Here is a 16,550-nt window from a genome sequence, read left to right on the forward strand (position 1 = left end):
TTCGTCTGAAGTTCGGCTACACGAATAATCTCCGGAAAAAGAACTTCTCATATCCTTAATGAATCTGAATAGGAAATACCGCTTATACAAGCATCTCTAATCAAGGAGAATACCTATGAAGATTATTATTACAGGTTCACTCGGACATATCAGTAAACCGCTTGCGGAAGATTTGATCGCCAAGGGTCATTCAGTTACCGTTATCAGTAGTAAGCCGGAACGAAGGAAGGAAATAGAAACGATAGGCGCGATTGCTTCTATCGGTAAAATGGAAGATAGCGAATTTTTATCGCAAACTTTTCAAGGTGCGGATATAGTCTATGTTATGGAAGCGATCGGCTACGAGAGCTTTTTTGATCATAACCTGGATATAATGGAAACAATTCGTCGGATTGCAAATAGTTATAAAATAGCCATCGAACAATCCGGAATTAAGAAAGTGATCCATTTGAGTAGTATAGGAGCGCATACCAATTCGGATAGTGGGATACTTGCCTTTCATCATGACGCGGAAAATATTCTAAAAAAATTGCCAAACGACGTTTCGATTAAGTTTATGCGTCCGGTGGGATTTTATTATAATATGTTCGCGTTTATACAAACGATAAAGACAAGAGGGACTATCATCTCCAATTATGGAGGAGACGAAATAGAACCTTGGGTTTCCACTTCGGATATTGCGAAGGTAATTGCAGAAGAGATTGAAAAACCTTTTGAAGGAAGAAGTATCCGTTATATCGCAAGTGACGAGGTTTCACCGAATGAAATCGCAAAAATTTTGGGAGAAGAGATCGGAAAGCCTGATCTAAAATGGGTAGTTATCTCCGATGAAGAAGCATTGAACGGTATGATCGCAGCCGGAATGAATCCAAAAACTGCAAAAGGTTTTATGGAAATGAACGCGTCCAGAAGAGGCGGAGTATTATATGAAGACTATTTCCGGAACCGACCTAAATTGGAAAAGACCAAATTAAAGGACTTTGCTAAAGATTTTGCTTCGGCTTATGAAAGAATAAACTAGGCTTACCGTGAAAGAAATTCAAAAACCATATAGAATTAAGACCATCAGCGAGTTTCATCAGTTGAGAGGTTTACCAAAACCGGAACATCCTTTGATCAGTGTAGTGGATTATGGATCTATTATACATTCTTCGGATTTTAATCTTACGAGTTGGACTCTCGATTTTTATTCCATTTCTTTAAAAAGGAACTCTGCCGTAAAAATGAAATATGGGCAGCAGGAATATGATTTTGACGATGGTATCTTGTTCTTTATGGCTCCCGGTCAAGTTTTTAGGATCGAGATCGGTAATGATAGAAAACCCGAACATTCCGGATGGATCTTGTTGGTCCATCCGGACTTTATCTGGAATTCCACATTGGCAAAGAATATTCGGAAATACGAATATTTTGATTACTCAGTGAACGAGGCCTTATTCCTTTCCGAAAAAGAAGAAGTCGTATTAAATGATATCGTGGGTAATATTCGCCAGGAATACCATTCCAATATAGATAAATTTAGCCAGGATATCATTATTTCCCATATCACTACTCTACTCAATTATGCGGAGAGATTCTATCATCGTCAATTTATCACAAGAAAGATCACGAATCATAAAATCTTGGATCGTTTGGAAGAAATTTTAGTCGAATATTTCCGAGAAGGAGACCTGAGAGAAAAAGGTCTGCCTTCGGTGCAATATGTAGCGGAGCTATTGAATGTTTCTCCGAAATATCTAAGTGGTCTACTGAACGTATTAACCGGTCAGAGCACTCAACAACATATTCATAATAAGTTGATCGAACAGGCAAAAGAAAGATTGTCCACTACCGATTTACCGATAACCGCGATCGCTTATGAACTCGGTTTCGAACATTCTCAATCTTTTAGTAAACTATTCAAAAGTAAGACAAAACTTACTCCTGTGGAATTTCGTCGTTCGTTCAATTAATATTGTCCAACGATCAAGAAATCATATATTAAGAACCCTAGGTATAGAATTCCTTGCAATTTTAAGGCATTTCATTTAGTCTAATAATCCTCTGGGCAACCGGAGTCTTATGGCATCTTAAACAAACCCACCCCAATCGATTTTTTATAATCTGCGCTCAGACAGCGCAAAGGGTTTGTTATGCAATCAAGTATCGTCGCAAATGACGTCTCTTTCGAATTTTCGGACGGACGTATTCTATTTCAAAATTTTAATTTTTCTCTTGGACAAGAACGTACTGCTCTTGTGGGTCCAAACGGTATCGGAAAATCTTATCTTGCCAAATTGATCTCGGGAGAGATCGAAACGAGCAAAGGTAAAATTTCCAGAAATTCTACGATCTCTTATTTACCTCAAAGAGAAAAACCGGAACGGATCACTGTGGAAGAATTTTTACAAAATTATTCCTGGTCACTTCACGGAGAAAAACTTTTAACAGGGATTGATCGCAACCTTTTTTGTGATCAATTGAGCGGAGGACAATGGATGAGAGTCCGTCTTGCAGAAAGACTGGAGGATCAATTTCTAATTTTGGATGAGCCCACAAACGATCTGGACCAAGATGCCAAAAAAGTTTTGATCCGGTTCCTAAAAGAATATGAATACGGATTTTTGCTCATATCTCATGACAGAGAATGCCTGAAACTCTGTGATACCATTTTAGAATTATCTAATCAAGGTTTAAACAAATATGGAGGAGGATGGAATTCCTACGAGGAAACAAAAGAAAGGGAAAGAAAAAATTCTTTAGCTGCCTTGGAAAAAGCGAGAAGAGAAAGAGATATAGCTCGAGCGGAAAGAATAGAGCAGATAGATAAACAAGAAAAAAGAAATCGAAAAGGTGAAAAGTCCGCCGCGAAAGGTGGAACTCCTAAAATATTATTAGGCGCTCGTAAAAGAAACGCACAAACAACTTCAGGAAAAATAAATTCCTCCGGTCTAGAAAAAGCGAATGAGAAGATCAGGGAAGTTTATGATGCCATGGATCGAATAAAAATAGATCCGATCATGTACGCGGATCTTTCCGGAAAAGAAATACCTTCTCAAAAATTAGTCGCAGAAACAAAAAACTTTAATATCCGATTACAAGACTGGATCTATGAGAATAATTTAAACTTCTCTTGGAAAGGAAATATACGGATCGCGATCAAAGGTGCTAACGGTTCCGGAAAATCCACCTTATTACAAGCGCTACTCGGCTCCAACTTCGAAACAACTGGTTCTATTACTTTAGGAAAATTGAATACTCTCTACATAGACCAAAGATGTAATCAATTGGATGATTCCAAATCGATCTTTGAGAATGTGAGAGATGTTTCCACCTTAGAAGAAAGCGAAATTAGGAATGGACTCGCAAAATTCCTATTTTTCAAGGACACAGTTTTTCAGAAAGTATATAGCTTAAGTGGAGGAGAACGTTTGAGGGCGGCATTGGCAAGAGGGCTGCTAAGTACGGAAAAAGCGGAACTTCTACTTTTAGATGAACCCACAAATAACTTGGATTTAGGAAATATAGAATTTCTGGAAGGGCTGATCAGTGAGTTTAAGGCTGCGGTTATCATCGTTTCTCACGATGAGATGTTTTTAGAAAACTGCGGAATCCGGGAAGAATTGGCTATAAAACACATTCTAAATGTGACCAATTAGTCATTTTTTCTTGACATTTCTCAAGACCTAGGTATATCACTTCCTCTAAATATAGAATACGGAGAGAAAGATGTTCCTTCCTAAAGCTCCCCCCTATGATGCCTTGGCCTGGGCGAAAATGTCGTTCGCGGACAGGGCTCGTTTGTCCTGCCAAGCCTGGGCAGTCCAAGGTTACGGCTCCCCTCTTGGAGCATATATCGTTTACGTTCTAAAGATAGCATTATACATCGCAGGTTGGATCTATTTTTGTTCTTTTAGTCCAGGACTCGGAACCTGGGGAACCATCTCTTGGTGGTTTGTTCCTGTTGCTTTCCAAAAAGCGATCGTTTGGAGTTTGCTATTCGAAGTATTAGGGCTTGGGTGCGGAAGCGGTCCTTTAACCGGAAGATATTTCCCTCCTGTCGGCGGGTTCTTATATTTTCTAAGACCTAAGACAACTAAAATGCCTTTATTCGAAGGAGCTCCTATTATCGGAGGAAGAACCAGAGGAATTTTGGAAATCGTAGCTTACGCGTCGGTTTTAGTTTATTCCGTTCTATGTTTGATCCATCCTGCTCCGGGCTTCGAACAATTTTTACCGATCATCATTAGCTTGGTCATTGCCGGAATATTAGATAAAACTGTTTTTCTGGCAGCAAGAGCGGAACATTATTGGGTAACGATAGTCGTATTTGCATTCGCACAGAATTGGATTGCAGGTGCAATGATCGTTCAACTTTCTATCTGGTTATTCGCAGGATTTTCTAAACTCAACTCTCACTTCCCAAGTGTAGTTTGTGTGATGGCAAGTAATAGCCCATTCACTCCATTTGCTTGGTTCAGAAAGGCGATGTATAAAAATTACCCGGAAGATCTTCGTCCTTCTTCTACTGCAGTAGCGAAAGCGAATATGGGGATCGTTTTGGAAATGGGAACTCCAATCGTTCTATTTACCGCGATCATGACCGGTTCTCAAACGGTTCTATACTTAGGACTCGGAATGATGGTATTCCTACATAGTTATATCACAAGTAACTTCCCGATGGGAGTTCCGATAGAATGGAACTTCTTAGTAGTTTACTCGGGCTTCTTCTTATTTGGAGCAAACCCTAACATCACTCCTTTCCAATTAGATTCTGCACCTGTTGCAGCATTCTTATTCGTATTCTCCTTAGCTCTTCCGATCATCGGAAACATCAGACCGGATTGGGTTTCCTTCTTACTCGCAATGAGATATTATGCAGGGAACTGGGCGGTAAGCGTGTGGATGTTCAAAGAAGATAGTTATAAAAAATTAGAGAAGCTTACCAAAACTTCCGGATGGTTGTACGACCAATTGGATATGTTCTATAAAAGAAAAGTATCCGTAGGTTTAGTGAGTAAGGTAATGGCCTTCAGGCTTATGCACTTACATGGAAAAGCATTCCAAAAAATAGTGCCGAAAGCGGTTAAAAACTTTGAAAAGTACGAATGGGTAGAAGGTGAACTGGTAGCAGGAATGGTAGTAGGCTGGAACTTCGGAGAAGGTCACTTACATAGCGAGCAACTACTAAGATCCGTACAAGCACAATGTGGATTCAAGGATGAAGAGTTACGTTGTATCTTTATAGAAGGTCAACCATTAGGAAAATCTACTATTAACTATAGGATCCATGACGCTGAAAAAGGATTAATAGAAGACGGAAAGATAGAAGTTGCCGATTTGAAGGAACTCCAACCTTGGCCGACTAAATAATGGATTTCAGCTCCGAAGAATATGATATTTGTATCATAGGATCCGGCCCGAACGGATTGGCAGCCGCCTCCGTTCTGGCAGGTTCCGGACTTTCAGTTTTAATACTGGAAGCTTCGGATACGATAGGCGGCGGTTTACGAACAAAGGAGTTAACCTTACCAGGTTTTCATCATGATGTTTGTTCCGCCGCACATCCTATGGGAATTTTATCTCCCTATTTAAAAACACTTCCATTGGGAAAACATGGGCTGAAATGGATAGAACCGGAAGCTTCCGTAGCCCACCCTTTGGATGGAGAATCTGCAGTATTACTCAAACTTTCCTTGGAAGAAACCGCAGAAAATTTAGGTGTAGATAAGAAGTCCTATATAAAACTGATCTCTCCATTTTTAAAAAATCCTGAAGGGTTATTGTCTGATGCATTAGCTCCTCTTGGAATTCCTAAACATCCATTTTTATTAGCAAGGTTCGGATTATTAGGATTACAACCCGCAAAATCACTCGCAAACTTTTGGTTTAAAGAAGAAAGAGCAAAGGCATTATTCGCCGGCTGTGCAGGACATGCGATCTTTCCATTAGAGAAATTTTTAAGCGGAGCTCTTGGACTTTTGTTCTCTTTAACTGGACATGTTCGTTCTTGGCCGGTAGTAGAAGGCGGATCTGCAATGATCGCAAAATCTCTTGAGTCTTATTTAAAAGGACTCGGAGTAAAAATCCAAACGAACTATAAAGTTTCGAGCCTAACACAACTTCCCAAAACAAAAGCAATCCTATTTGATACGAGTCCGGACCAATTAGGATCAGTTGCAGGAAATACATTATCTTCTTCTTATATTAGCAGGATCTCATCTTATAAGTATGGGCCGGGAGTATTCAAGATGGACTGGGCATTAGATGGACCCATCCCATGGAAAGATCCGAATTGTTTAAAAGCGTCCACAGTCCACGTAGGCGGAAAACTTTCCGAAATTGCGAAAGCAGAATCGGAAGTCTGGTCCGGAAAACATCCGGATCGTCCTTATATGTTGGTAGTCCAACAAAGCCAATTCGATCCGACCAGGGCTCCTAAAGGAAAACATACAGGATATGCGTATTGTCATGTTCCTTCAGGTTCCACAAAGGACATGACTGAAATTTTAGAAAATCAGATCGAAAGATTCGCACCAGGCTTCAAGGACAGAATATTGGCCAGACATTCCATGAACACGAAGGACTTTTATTCTTATAATTTAAATTATGTAGGTGGAGCGATCACGGGTGGAGCGGCAGACCTTCCTCAGGCATTCTTTAGGCCGATTGCAAGAATGAATCCATATACCACTCCAAATCCTCATATTTATATTTGTTCCGCATCCACACCTCCCGGAGGAGGAGTGCACGGAATGTGTGGATACTACGCAGCCAAAACAGTATTAAAAAAAATTCATAAACTAAAATCGATTCGTTATTAAAAATGAAACTAGAAACTTCAGGGTCCAGAAGACAGGACAATAAAACAAAGAATAGGAACGCGATCTTAAACGCAGCCCGCAGGGTTTTTGCTACGATCGGATTCGAGGCATGTTCCACCAGAGAAATTATCCGAGAAAGCGGCCTTGCCCAAGGCACATTCTATAATTATTATAAAGATAAAGAATCCGTAATGCAGGATATTGCGGATGAATTAGCTGAAGGTATCCGAAGAGGGATCCGAGAGGCCAGAGCAAAGGCGGAAACCCCTTTGGCTTTTTTAAGCGACGCTTATTTTGCGGTCTTTCATGTGATGATGCAGGATAGAATTCATTTGGATCTATTAACCAGGAACAGAGATATTATCCGAGGTTATCTTTTCCAAGGCGGTTCCATGACGTATATCCTGGAAGAATTGGATAGCGACTTAGAAAGAATGGTGTCGAAAGGCGGTTTTCCCGCTCATCCTATCCGGATTACCTCGGTAATGATGGTAGCCGCAGGTTTCGAAGCTATGGTTCTACTTGCAAGAGAAGACGGTTATAATCTTAGAAAATTATCCGATTATTTAGGACTTCTTTTCCAAGGTGGGATCACCAATGTTTCCACGGTGATCCAGGAAGATCGAGAGTTATTGGGGGGATAGGACTTTCTATCCAACTTATTTAAGCCGGGTCAGACTTCTCTTTCAGGTTTTATGAGGGCTATTCGTACTTGTACCCATATGTCTGTCCAAGAAAAGGTCGTTCGGAACCAAATTGCAGGTTTTATTGCTCAAGTAGCTCGTAAAAGAATCTAAATCCGCTGCGACTCCTAAAAATTTGATCACTAAAGCGCAAGTGTCCACGTCGTGCTTTTTATAATATTTTGATTCATCCAGATTAAAAACTGTCTCATCTATAAAGGAGGCCAACATAACCTGTGCGAGTACATAAGAATCCAATTGGGATCCCGTATAACCTTGGTCAGTAAAGTATGCAGTTGCAGTCATATAGTCCCCTATTTTCGCTGCAGCTAATAATTTATCTTTTGCAACATCTCCTTTATAAGTATCAGTTAATCCTAATGTATCCACTGCGATACAATTCGCCATAAGAACTGTAATCAGCATCGTAATATAGATTCGTTTCATTGTTTTCATTTACCTTTATTAATTTAAATTTATTGCTTTCATAAAATCAAGATTCGATCCCAAGATCACAAACCGGCTCTCGTTCATCGGGGCGGTTCTTTTCTATCGTAAATTGGATTTCAAAACCTTTCCGAATCAGTTCAGGATCTTTAGGAGGTTCTCCAATCGGCATTCGTATCGGGTCGGAACCTAAAGTTCGTATTGCTGGAAGTATTTTCATTCGGACTGAATGACCTTGCGGAAGATCGAATTCAGGCTCAGCACCCTCTCTCCTTTGGTCAGCTATATCATTTATAAGAACTTTATATTGGTTTTTACCCGGTAAAAGAGGCATCCAGTATTCACAATCATAAGCGAAGTAATCCCTACGATCTCCATGTAAGAATTGATTTATCTTATAACGGGTTAGAAGATCCTTTTTGTGAATATAACAGTCTTCCGAAGGATTTATTGAACGGAGAATGGGATCTTTTTCAGTATAAGGAAAATAAACATTCGGATCCATCCATTTTAGAACAAAATAATATTGATTTATCTTCGAAAAAAAACGGTTCGGTTCGTAATTTTTACGGTCTTTGAAATTTTTAATTTCAAATTTTAGATAATTCTGATGAAATTCCTGTGGAGTCCATCCCCCTCTATATTCACTTAGACCAACTAAATTAATGCACCCTGAAAGAATGCAAAAACTCAAAATTGTGAGAAATCGATTCAAAAAATTCCTATACATGCATCCCATACAGAGTCCGCCGATTTTAGATCAGTCTTTCTTAATCTCACAGGGTTTAATCGGGTCTAAATTTGGAGTGGGCTCTATTGTTGGGATAATTTCGTATCTATTATTGGCACTCCTCGAATTCTCAAGACGTTCTGCAAAGGTCTGAGGATCCGGATAAGGAATTCCTTTTTCTTTAAAACTTAAACGAATAGAATGATTTGGAGGAAGATCTATTTCGGCCTGTAACTTTCCGGAGAATTGTGTTCTTTCACTACCGAACGAAAATCGGTATAAATTTTTGCCAACATTTGTTGGCATTTTATATTCACACCCTTCCATAAAAACAAAGCGGATATCAGATTTTAGTCGATATGGCAAATTTTCAAATTTCGAATAATAAATCTTCCAATAATCTCCCTTCGGATTTATACTAGATGGCGAGCCCAAGAGTGGATTTGTATCTCCAAAAAAAACAAATAAATGATATAGAAATTGATTTTCACTACCACCAATATTTGTTTCATTTTCTTTTTGTGAAATGAAGTTAAACTTAATATAAGTATTTTGAAAATTATCAATTGTCCTGTGCCAATAATATGTTTCGAACCCGTAACGCATCCCTATACAATTCTCAAGGAAAAGAAATAATATTAATATTTTATACAGTTTAAATCTCATTTTAAAGACTACCACCACAGGCATCATAAGATTTATCCCCCAATGTATAAGCAAGACCCACGCCCGGATACATCAAACCGATTGTACCTGCCGCGGCACTACCCCAATCCTTACTGATTAAATCGTAAGCCAAGCCCACATAACTTAGATATTCTAATCCAGCCACAATACCTACTTGAGTTGACCCCACTGGTGCTACCCCAGTCAATCCTTGAGCCAACCAAGGCATCTGTATAAGGGCGAATCCTCCTACCATAGCAACGGCTTGACCTACAGCCGCATAACAACCTGCAATTCTCGCATTCTTCTCATCCCAATGTATATTATTGAAACTTGATTTAGAATATCCGCCTACTACATAAGCTTGCAAAGTATATGGAGACAATACGGAACCTACCGCAAGAACTCCTACCCCTAACCCAGTATAGACCAAGATAGGCACGAGCGCGCTCACAAGCAGAGCAGTTGCCACTGCAAGCGCGAGAGCAGTGGTCACCAAAGCGGATACGACTGATAATGCGGCCATGGCCACATAAGCGGCTGCTCCAATTGCCGATGCAGCCAATGCTGCGGCCAAAGAAGCAGCTAAAATGCCGGTAACTGCTGCCACAACTGCAAGTGCAGCACCCACAGTAATTGCAGTTGCTGCCACTAAGGTAGCAGCTCCTAAAGCAATAACCCCTGCTCCCAATGCAAGTCCGAGCCCGGTTGCAACAACAGCAACTGCTGCAATAGAGGCAACTGCACCTATCCCTAAGGCAGTCCCTATCACGGCCATCGGATTGATTGCCATTGCAATTCCGAGTCCTGCATCACTCCATCGTTGGGAGCTTACATAAAACGCATTTTGAAAGAAGCTACTTAATGAAATGCTAAAGTTTAAAAACCCGAGCCCGTTTCGGTCAAAAAAACTGCTCAGAATACTGTTCCCGCTTGGATCTGTGTATTTGATCGGATTTCCTTCGGTATACATGTACAGATCCATTCCCATCGGCCTTGTTGTGTCCATGACCGAGTCTGCCTGTAAAAATCTGCCGATCAAAGGATCGTAATATCTTGCCTTGAAGTAATATAGACCTGTTTCTTTATCTTCTTCTTGTCCGTTGTATTTATAACGGAACACATCCGGTCCGGAGGAATCGTTTCTTTGGATCTCACCGTATGGTTTATAAGAAATATGTGATGCTCCTCCCTGGTCCCCTCCTGCGATCCTATTTCCATTTCCATCTGTGGCCATTGTGATGGAACCTAAATGATCCGGATGAAGAAATAAGAATCCACCGACAGGAAGCCCTGCTCCGGAACCTGGTCCTCCAGGTTCATAAGGAGTATTTACATTCGGAGTATTAGAATCGAATTGTGGAGGAAGTAACCAAGGTGGATTTCCATTACCGCCAGGCATCAAAACAGAACAGTTGGAAAAAGAAACGATCAGTATCGGAGAAGTAAATTTTAAGACGGATCTCCAAAGCCCTTCTCTAAAGGATAGAAGTCCGAATCCTAAACCTAATAGGATCGTTATATACAAAAATCCTAAATTAGTTCCTGGAACTAAAAATAGATATTTAATTCCTCGGATCGAATTATCTTTTGCTGCCCAGGCTAAAGTTTTCCACGCAGACCCTATCCGTGAACTTCCTGAAGAAATACTAGCGCCTTGGTAATTTACAAGTACTGCATCCGTTCTGGTCCATTGCGCTACTAGATCTCCTGAATTTCCTCGGAAATACAATGTATGTTGAGGAGATTTTCCCGGAGAGATCGAAACCTCGTACAATCCGCCTAAGCTGATTGTCTTACTGGAATCACTCGATTTTGTTTTTCTTATTCTGGTTCCCGAAAAATCATAATCAAATCGGATATGATCCTGATCTTCCGTTTGGATCTCTCTTAATTTTTGAAAAGGGTCATAACGGAAATTCTCTCCATTTCGGGAGATAATATTTCCGGAACCGTCATAAGAATATTGATAAGAATGGTTTTGTCCTATTACCTTAGTGACCGCATTCTTATGAGAAGGATTTTCGTAAGAATAGGATAAGTTCCCTTTTTGGAGTAATTTCCCGGAATCTGAATATGTATATTCTTCTGTTCCGTAAACTCCTGAAGCCGCAATTAATCTATTGACCGAATCATATTGGAAGTTTTGTGTCCTGGCCGGATTCTTTTTATCTAAAATAGAAAGATAATTTCCGAACTGATCGTAATTATACTCTACACTTTGGTAAATTTCGGTATCTTTAACGGAAACAAATCTACTTGGCCTCCGTTTTATTAAATCATAATATATATCCGTTCTGACACCGTTCCCCAATTTTCTTTGGATCTTAAGCTCTCCATCTTCTAAGATAGGGCCTTGGTATTGAACGATTGGAAATTCGGAACCGCTTCCATCTCCAGGAGTCAATGTAATCCCGGAAAGAAATCCTGCCTCGGAATATAAGTTTTTTGAAATACTTCCGTCCGGATAAGTGACTTCCTCTATTTGGTTTTGTAGATTATACTTTTTACGGATTACGAAATTCAGATCTTCTTCGGTAAGTTTTTTTATGATTAAGTTTTGATTTCCTCTTAGATCGTATCCAAACTCAGTTGTTCCTAGCGGATCAGTGACCTTGGTTAATCTTCCGATCCCATTCTCTTTTTCGGGATCATCATATTCGTATGAATAATACACTGCCCCAGTTTCAGGAGAATTTCCTTTAACTTGGGAAACCCTACCTAGACTATCGTAAGAATATTGAACGCTGGAACCGTTTTGGTATTTTTGTTTGGTTAATTTTCCGGAATTAGGATCGTATTCATATTCAATCTTACCCGAATCCGGATGAACTACCTTAGTCTTTCTTCCTCCAAAATCGGTTTCTATCGAAGTGATCCCACTTTCCGGATCTATGATCTCGGAAATTCTTCCCGCGGAGTCATAAGTATAACGTGTGGTCTTTCCGAGTTGTGTAGAAGAAATTACCTGACCAAGCTCATTTCTCTCCTCAACGATTTCTTTAATTAGATTTCCGTTAAGAAGCTCCCTGGTTTTGGAGACCAAACCTATATTCTCGGATTCGATCACTCTCCCGTCATTTCTTTCACTTTTGGTTTGGTTTCCTTCCTGGTCATACGTATAATCCGTCCAGGAGAAAGGATTGGATCCTTCTAAGTATGGATCGATTTTCTTGGTAACCTGACCTTCTAAATTCCGGCGAGTCTCCTCCACCAGAACATATCCGTTTACCAGACTGCTTCTTTTTTTAGAAACTTTGGTAATATTATTACTCAAATCTTCCTGCCAAGTCTCACCATTACTACGTCGGAAGATTTTTCGGACAAGTTGATTCTCTAGGTCCCCGGTGTTTTCATATTCGATTTTTTCAGACCAATCGTTTTCCCCCGGCAAATAACTTTTTGATGGTCTTCCCTGAGAATCGTATTCCGTTCTGGAAATTCCCCCGTTTTCGTCCGTATTGGATAATTCCAAACCATTCGAAAAATCGTAGGTTTTTAATGTGACCTGCCCCAGACCGTTAGTCATCTTAAGGGGATATTTATGTAGAATATTATCATATTCTACAGTGATCAAATTTCCGTTAGACTCTTTTACTATATTCGGATTCCCATATGAGTCGTAAGCCTGGATTACCTCTGTTTTCCAAACACCGGGACTCATCTCCTCTTTTACCGATGATATTTGAAAATTAGAATATTCTATTTTTCTATGAGAGACTATTTCTCCATTCTTCAAAACTTGGATATCTATAGGTTTTCCTAAAACACCCTCGGTCCAATCATTCAGATAAAAAACCTTTTCACCGGCAGTAGTCCCGTTGATACTCGTATCCTTTTTAATAATATTCCCGTAAGTATCATAAGTTTTAGTTACTGTAGAAGATTGGAATAACTGTCCTGCTCTATATACTGTCTCCAAACTATCCGTTTCTAAGATCTGTATTCCGCCGTTCGAAGAGAAAGATTTTTGGTAATTTTTATAGAATTCTGAAATTTTGATCCCATTTTTGGATTTTGTTTGGGTAGTAGGAATTCCAACAGCCTCTAAATAAGGAGAATCATATTTTGTTTCCGTAATTGAGTTGGAGATAGTATTTTTCTCCTCCATCTTCTGGAACCCTAAATAGCCGGAATTTCTGAACCCACCTCTATAAAATCTGGAGAAGAAGAACCTGTATGAATTTTCTCCAAAGATCGTAGCTCCCGCTTTTTGTGTAAGTTTGGTCGTTAGAAAATCGGGAAATACTAAAGGAAGAATTTCTGGACGGCTCGGATCATATAAACCTAATCCGTTAGCCGTAGGATGATTTTTAGAAAGAGAATATTCTAACTGAACGCTTACATTTCCTTCGGAAACATAAGAACCGTTTTCTATCTTGGTCAAAAGTCCTGCAGGAACTTCGGAACGAAATCTCAACAGATGTAATTCTAGATTAGATTCATAAGGAAACTGACGATAACCAACCGAATTCACAAATGGAATACTGGAAGGTACCGAATACTGAAGAGGTTTTTGATCTCCGTTCAAACCTAAAAGTTCAGGTTTACCGTCCCCATTTATATCCAAAGGAAGAAGGTATCCTCCAGTCGCCCAAGACTCGTCTCCATCCTCGGAATAAGACAGGTTTCCACCCGAATCCGTTTTAGAGTAAGAAACGATCAATTTAGAATCAGAAGAATCATATCGGATAAAATCCGCTCTTCCATCTCCGTTTAGATCTATGAATTGTTTTCTATTTCTCCAGTTAAAATATGCATTGTCCGAAGAACTTCCGTTCGTGTTTACCGAAGGGAGATAATCTTTCAGATCTATAGAAGTTTCATAATATGTTATATTCGTAATGTTTACTGAAAAATTCCGAACGGTTATAGTTTGTGGAAGAGAATCTTCATCCTCATTATCCGGTTCTTCCGTGCTACTTACATTCGCTCTTAGAATATCCGGGACACCGTCCCCATTTAAATCCCGGACAAAATCCTGATTCCAATACAAAGAAAAACCGGGAAGATAATCGGACATGGAAGTGTCGTAAACTTGTACTGTAAAATATGGATTTGCGAGATCTGAATAATTATATATAACCTTATCTTTAATCCCATCGCCTGTAAGATCAATCTCAACATAAACCTGGCTGGAAGTAGAAGAATTCTGTTCTTGTTTGGAAGCAAAAGCTCCATTCACATTCACGGTTTGATAGGCAGCACCACCATTCGTCCTAAATTTTCTTCCGTCGAATGGATAATAGTGAATCGTACCCTGGCTTGTAGCTCCGGAGAAAAATGCAAAATCCGGATAACCATCCCCATTCAGATCCGAAAGGAATTGGTCTCCAGCATTTCCGAAAGAAGATCTGGAAATTTCAGTTTCCTCTAATTCTACCAAATTTCCGTTCTTAAAATCGTAGAATGTTAAGATCAATCTTGGATAGGAAGTCCCGTTGATCCTGAGCAAATCGGGGATTCCATTCTTATCCATATCCACAAATCCTTGGAAAGAATTTCCTGGATCCGTAATATTCAATAATTGTGATTTTTGGAAACCTAAACCGGTAGAAAGATAGATTTGGATCTTAGTAGAAGTTTTCGCCTGCAAAATATCAGTCTTTCCATCTCCATTTACATCCGCTAAAAAATGAAACGGTGTACTTTGTTGTAGGTTTTCCGCAATAAGTTCAGGGTATTCTACTGAGTTTAGATCAGGGCCGTAATATACGATTCCCTTGGCACCGTTTGATTTTAGTACCAGAAAATCCGTCTTACCGTCTCCATTAAAATCCCCAGGGAAAATTTTACCTTCCGTAGTAACTCCAAGCGGATTTCCCTTGGATTCTCCGCTCAAGGAGATAGGATCTAAGTTTTCAGTATCCCAAGAAGAAAATTTAGAAACTGAAAATCTTTGGTTATCCATATTTCCCAAAACACGGACCATCTCTGGACTTCCGTCCCCATCTACATCCGCAGGAACTGCGAAAGACATTTCCACACCATTCGTGCAAATATCCTGGAAACTCTCCACCCCCATCTTACAAAGATAAGGAGCAGTTAAATGACTCGCAAGCATACAACCAGCATCAGCAGTGCAAGCACAAGCCGCAACAGTAGCGTCACAGAAAGATTTTACACTCGGATTGAAAGCTCTATAAGAATTTTGGAATGTTTTTCCGGAAGATCGTACATATTGAGCCTGAGTAGACCTAGTCGAATAAGAAAATACGATCGATTTAAAATTTTTACGATGAAAAGAAGAAAGAAATGTTTCACCGTCTACGGTATCGTAATCAAACTCGTAAGACTCGCTTAAATTTTCGGAACCGGAAGATTCTTTTGCATATACTTCGATTTTTTCCAATCTTTTCTTTCTAGAAAGAGGTTTAGTCAGGGCAAAAATTTTCTCTCCGAATCTTTCCGAATGATCCTCATAGATAAAAAGTATTCTAGCATTTCCCCTGGCGTATACGATCTCTTTTGGCAAAACATCCGCAGATTGTAAATTTTCAGGATCATATTGGATATCATAACCATTCCCGAACCTATCTCTGACCTTATCCAAATAAAAAGCGATAGGCACTCCATCCGAATCCAATCTGGAATTCGAACCTCCGGAAAAATTTTTGCCGTATTCGTAAATGATTCCGTTTTTATCCCGAACCTTCCAGACAGAACCATCGAACTCTGTTTTAGAAAAACTTTCGATTTTGAATTTATAATTTCCATTCGCATCCGAGATCATCTCGCCAAATTGAGAAGAAGTATATCCATCTGAAGAAGCAAAATGAACTCCCAGATTTGGATTTTTAGAGATCTGAGGAAATCCACTCAAAGACCAACCCTTCCCTAAAATCCCGGAACCGGAGCCCGAATATTGGATATTGATCGAAGGAATTATATCTCCGGTTCCAGGAGGAACTTGGATAGAAAGTGAAAACCCAGGTTTACCGTAAGAATTAACACTGACATCCGGAAATGGAAGAGGTATCTCAGTCTCTAATCCGAATAATGTGGAGAAAAAAGAATAGATCGGGCGAATAGGATTCCAGGCTAAGAGCAGAATCGCACTACACAATATAAGAATTACATAATATCTTCCAGTCCTAAACATTAGCTTGCCAAATCCTTTTATAAATTTCCGGATTTTACTCCGAAAGGGAATTAGCCGAGCTGTGAGCACTTCACCTAAAGGTGATCTTTATATATAAAAGCACTAACGCGTTTAAAATT

At 39.6% G+C, this 16,550-nt stretch carries 10 protein-coding genes; 6 read left to right on the top strand and 4 right to left on the bottom strand.

Annotation, left to right across the window (positions count from 1 at the left end; genetic code table 11):
- The first annotated feature begins 115 nt into the window (after positions 1-115).
- The 6 genes from EHO58_RS09010 to EHO58_RS09035 all read left to right on the top strand — a co-directional run bounded on the left by EHO58_RS09010 (position 116) and on the right by EHO58_RS09035 (position 7,447).
- Positions 116-1,021, top strand: coding sequence for an NmrA family NAD(P)-binding protein (locus tag EHO58_RS09010; protein ID WP_135679693.1), 906 nt, complete (start codon positions 116-118; stop codon positions 1,019-1,021).
- Between the two features lie 7 nt (positions 1,022-1,028).
- The gene (locus EHO58_RS09015; protein WP_244241114.1) at positions 1,029-1,952 is read left to right on the top strand and encodes a helix-turn-helix domain-containing protein; all 924 of its coding nucleotides are present in this window, start codon (positions 1,029-1,031) and stop codon (positions 1,950-1,952) included.
- A 180-nt stretch (positions 1,953-2,132) separates the two neighbouring features.
- On the top strand, positions 2,133-3,638 hold the full coding sequence (locus tag EHO58_RS09020; RefSeq protein WP_135679694.1) for an ATP-binding cassette domain-containing protein: 1,506 nt from the start codon (positions 2,133-2,135) through the stop codon (positions 3,636-3,638).
- Between the two features lie 70 nt (positions 3,639-3,708).
- Complete coding sequence (locus EHO58_RS09025) at positions 3,709-5,352, top strand: DUF3556 domain-containing protein (RefSeq protein ID WP_135679695.1); 1,644 nt, start codon at positions 3,709-3,711, stop codon at positions 5,350-5,352.
- Positions 5,352-6,803 (top strand): phytoene desaturase family protein, encoded by a 1,452-nt coding sequence (locus EHO58_RS09030; RefSeq protein WP_135679696.1) that lies wholly within the window; start codon positions 5,352-5,354, stop codon positions 6,801-6,803. Before EHO58_RS09025 ends, EHO58_RS09030 begins: the two co-directional genes overlap by 1 nt.
- Before the next feature lie 2 nt (positions 6,804-6,805).
- Complete coding sequence (locus EHO58_RS09035; RefSeq protein WP_135628681.1) at positions 6,806-7,447, top strand: TetR/AcrR family transcriptional regulator; 642 nt, start codon at positions 6,806-6,808, stop codon at positions 7,445-7,447.
- A 42-nt stretch (positions 7,448-7,489) separates the two neighbouring features.
- On the opposite strand, the gene EHO58_RS09040 is transcribed toward EHO58_RS09035, so the two are convergent.
- The 4 genes from EHO58_RS09040 to EHO58_RS09055 all read right to left on the bottom strand — a co-directional run bounded on the left by EHO58_RS09040 (position 7,490) and on the right by EHO58_RS09055 (position 16,431).
- Positions 7,490-7,933, bottom strand: coding sequence for a TIGR04452 family lipoprotein (locus tag EHO58_RS09040; protein ID WP_244241115.1), 444 nt, complete (start codon positions 7,931-7,933; stop codon positions 7,490-7,492).
- Between the two features lie 46 nt (positions 7,934-7,979).
- Positions 7,980-8,438, bottom strand: a complete 459-nt coding sequence (locus tag EHO58_RS09045; RefSeq protein ID WP_244241116.1) for a hypothetical protein — start codon at positions 8,436-8,438, stop codon at positions 7,980-7,982.
- Positions 8,439-8,693: 255 nt separating this feature from the next.
- Positions 8,694-9,356 carry a hypothetical protein gene (locus tag EHO58_RS09050; RefSeq protein WP_135679699.1) on the bottom strand — a complete coding sequence of 221 codons (663 nt, stop codon included), beginning with the start codon at positions 9,354-9,356 and terminating at the stop codon, positions 8,694-8,696.
- On the bottom strand, positions 9,331-16,431 hold the full coding sequence (locus EHO58_RS09055) for an RHS repeat-associated core domain-containing protein (protein WP_244241117.1): 7,101 nt from the start codon (positions 16,429-16,431) through the stop codon (positions 9,331-9,333). The genes EHO58_RS09050 and EHO58_RS09055 overlap by 26 nt, the downstream gene beginning before the upstream one ends.
- Between the last annotated feature and the right edge of the window lie 119 nt (positions 16,432-16,550).

The organism is Leptospira selangorensis, assembly GCF_004769405.1.
Classification (GTDB): Bacteria; Spirochaetota; Leptospiria; order Leptospirales; family Leptospiraceae; genus Leptospira_B; species Leptospira_B selangorensis.

What these genes read in the sequence shown, in the direction of transcription:
- EHO58_RS09010 (WP_135679693.1), top strand. Translation starts at nt 116, where the DNA reads ATGAAGATTATTATTACAGGTTCACTCGGACATATCAGTAAACCGCTT.
- EHO58_RS09020 (WP_135679694.1), top strand. Translation starts at nt 2,133, where the DNA reads ATGCAATCAAGTATCGTCGCAAATGACGTCTCTTTCGAATTTTCGGAC.
- EHO58_RS09025 (WP_135679695.1), top strand. Translation starts at nt 3,709, where the DNA reads ATGTTCCTTCCTAAAGCTCCCCCCTATGATGCCTTGGCCTGGGCGAAA.
- EHO58_RS09030 (WP_135679696.1), top strand. Translation starts at nt 5,352, where the DNA reads ATGGATTTCAGCTCCGAAGAATATGATATTTGTATCATAGGATCCGGC.
- EHO58_RS09035 (WP_135628681.1), top strand. Translation starts at nt 6,806, where the DNA reads ATGAAACTAGAAACTTCAGGGTCCAGAAGACAGGACAATAAAACAAAG.
- EHO58_RS09040 (WP_244241115.1), bottom strand. Translation starts at nt 7,933, where the DNA reads ATGAAACGAATCTATATTACGATGCTGATTACAGTTCTTATGGCGAAT.
- EHO58_RS09045 (WP_244241116.1), bottom strand. Translation starts at nt 8,438, where the DNA reads ATGGATCCGAATGTTTATTTTCCTTATACTGAAAAAGATCCCATTCTC.
- EHO58_RS09050 (WP_135679699.1), bottom strand. Translation starts at nt 9,356, where the DNA reads ATGATGCCTGTGGTGGTAGTCTTTAAAATGAGATTTAAACTGTATAAA.
- EHO58_RS09055 (WP_244241117.1), bottom strand. Translation starts at nt 16,431, where the DNA reads ATGTTTAGGACTGGAAGATATTATGTAATTCTTATATTGTGTAGTGCG.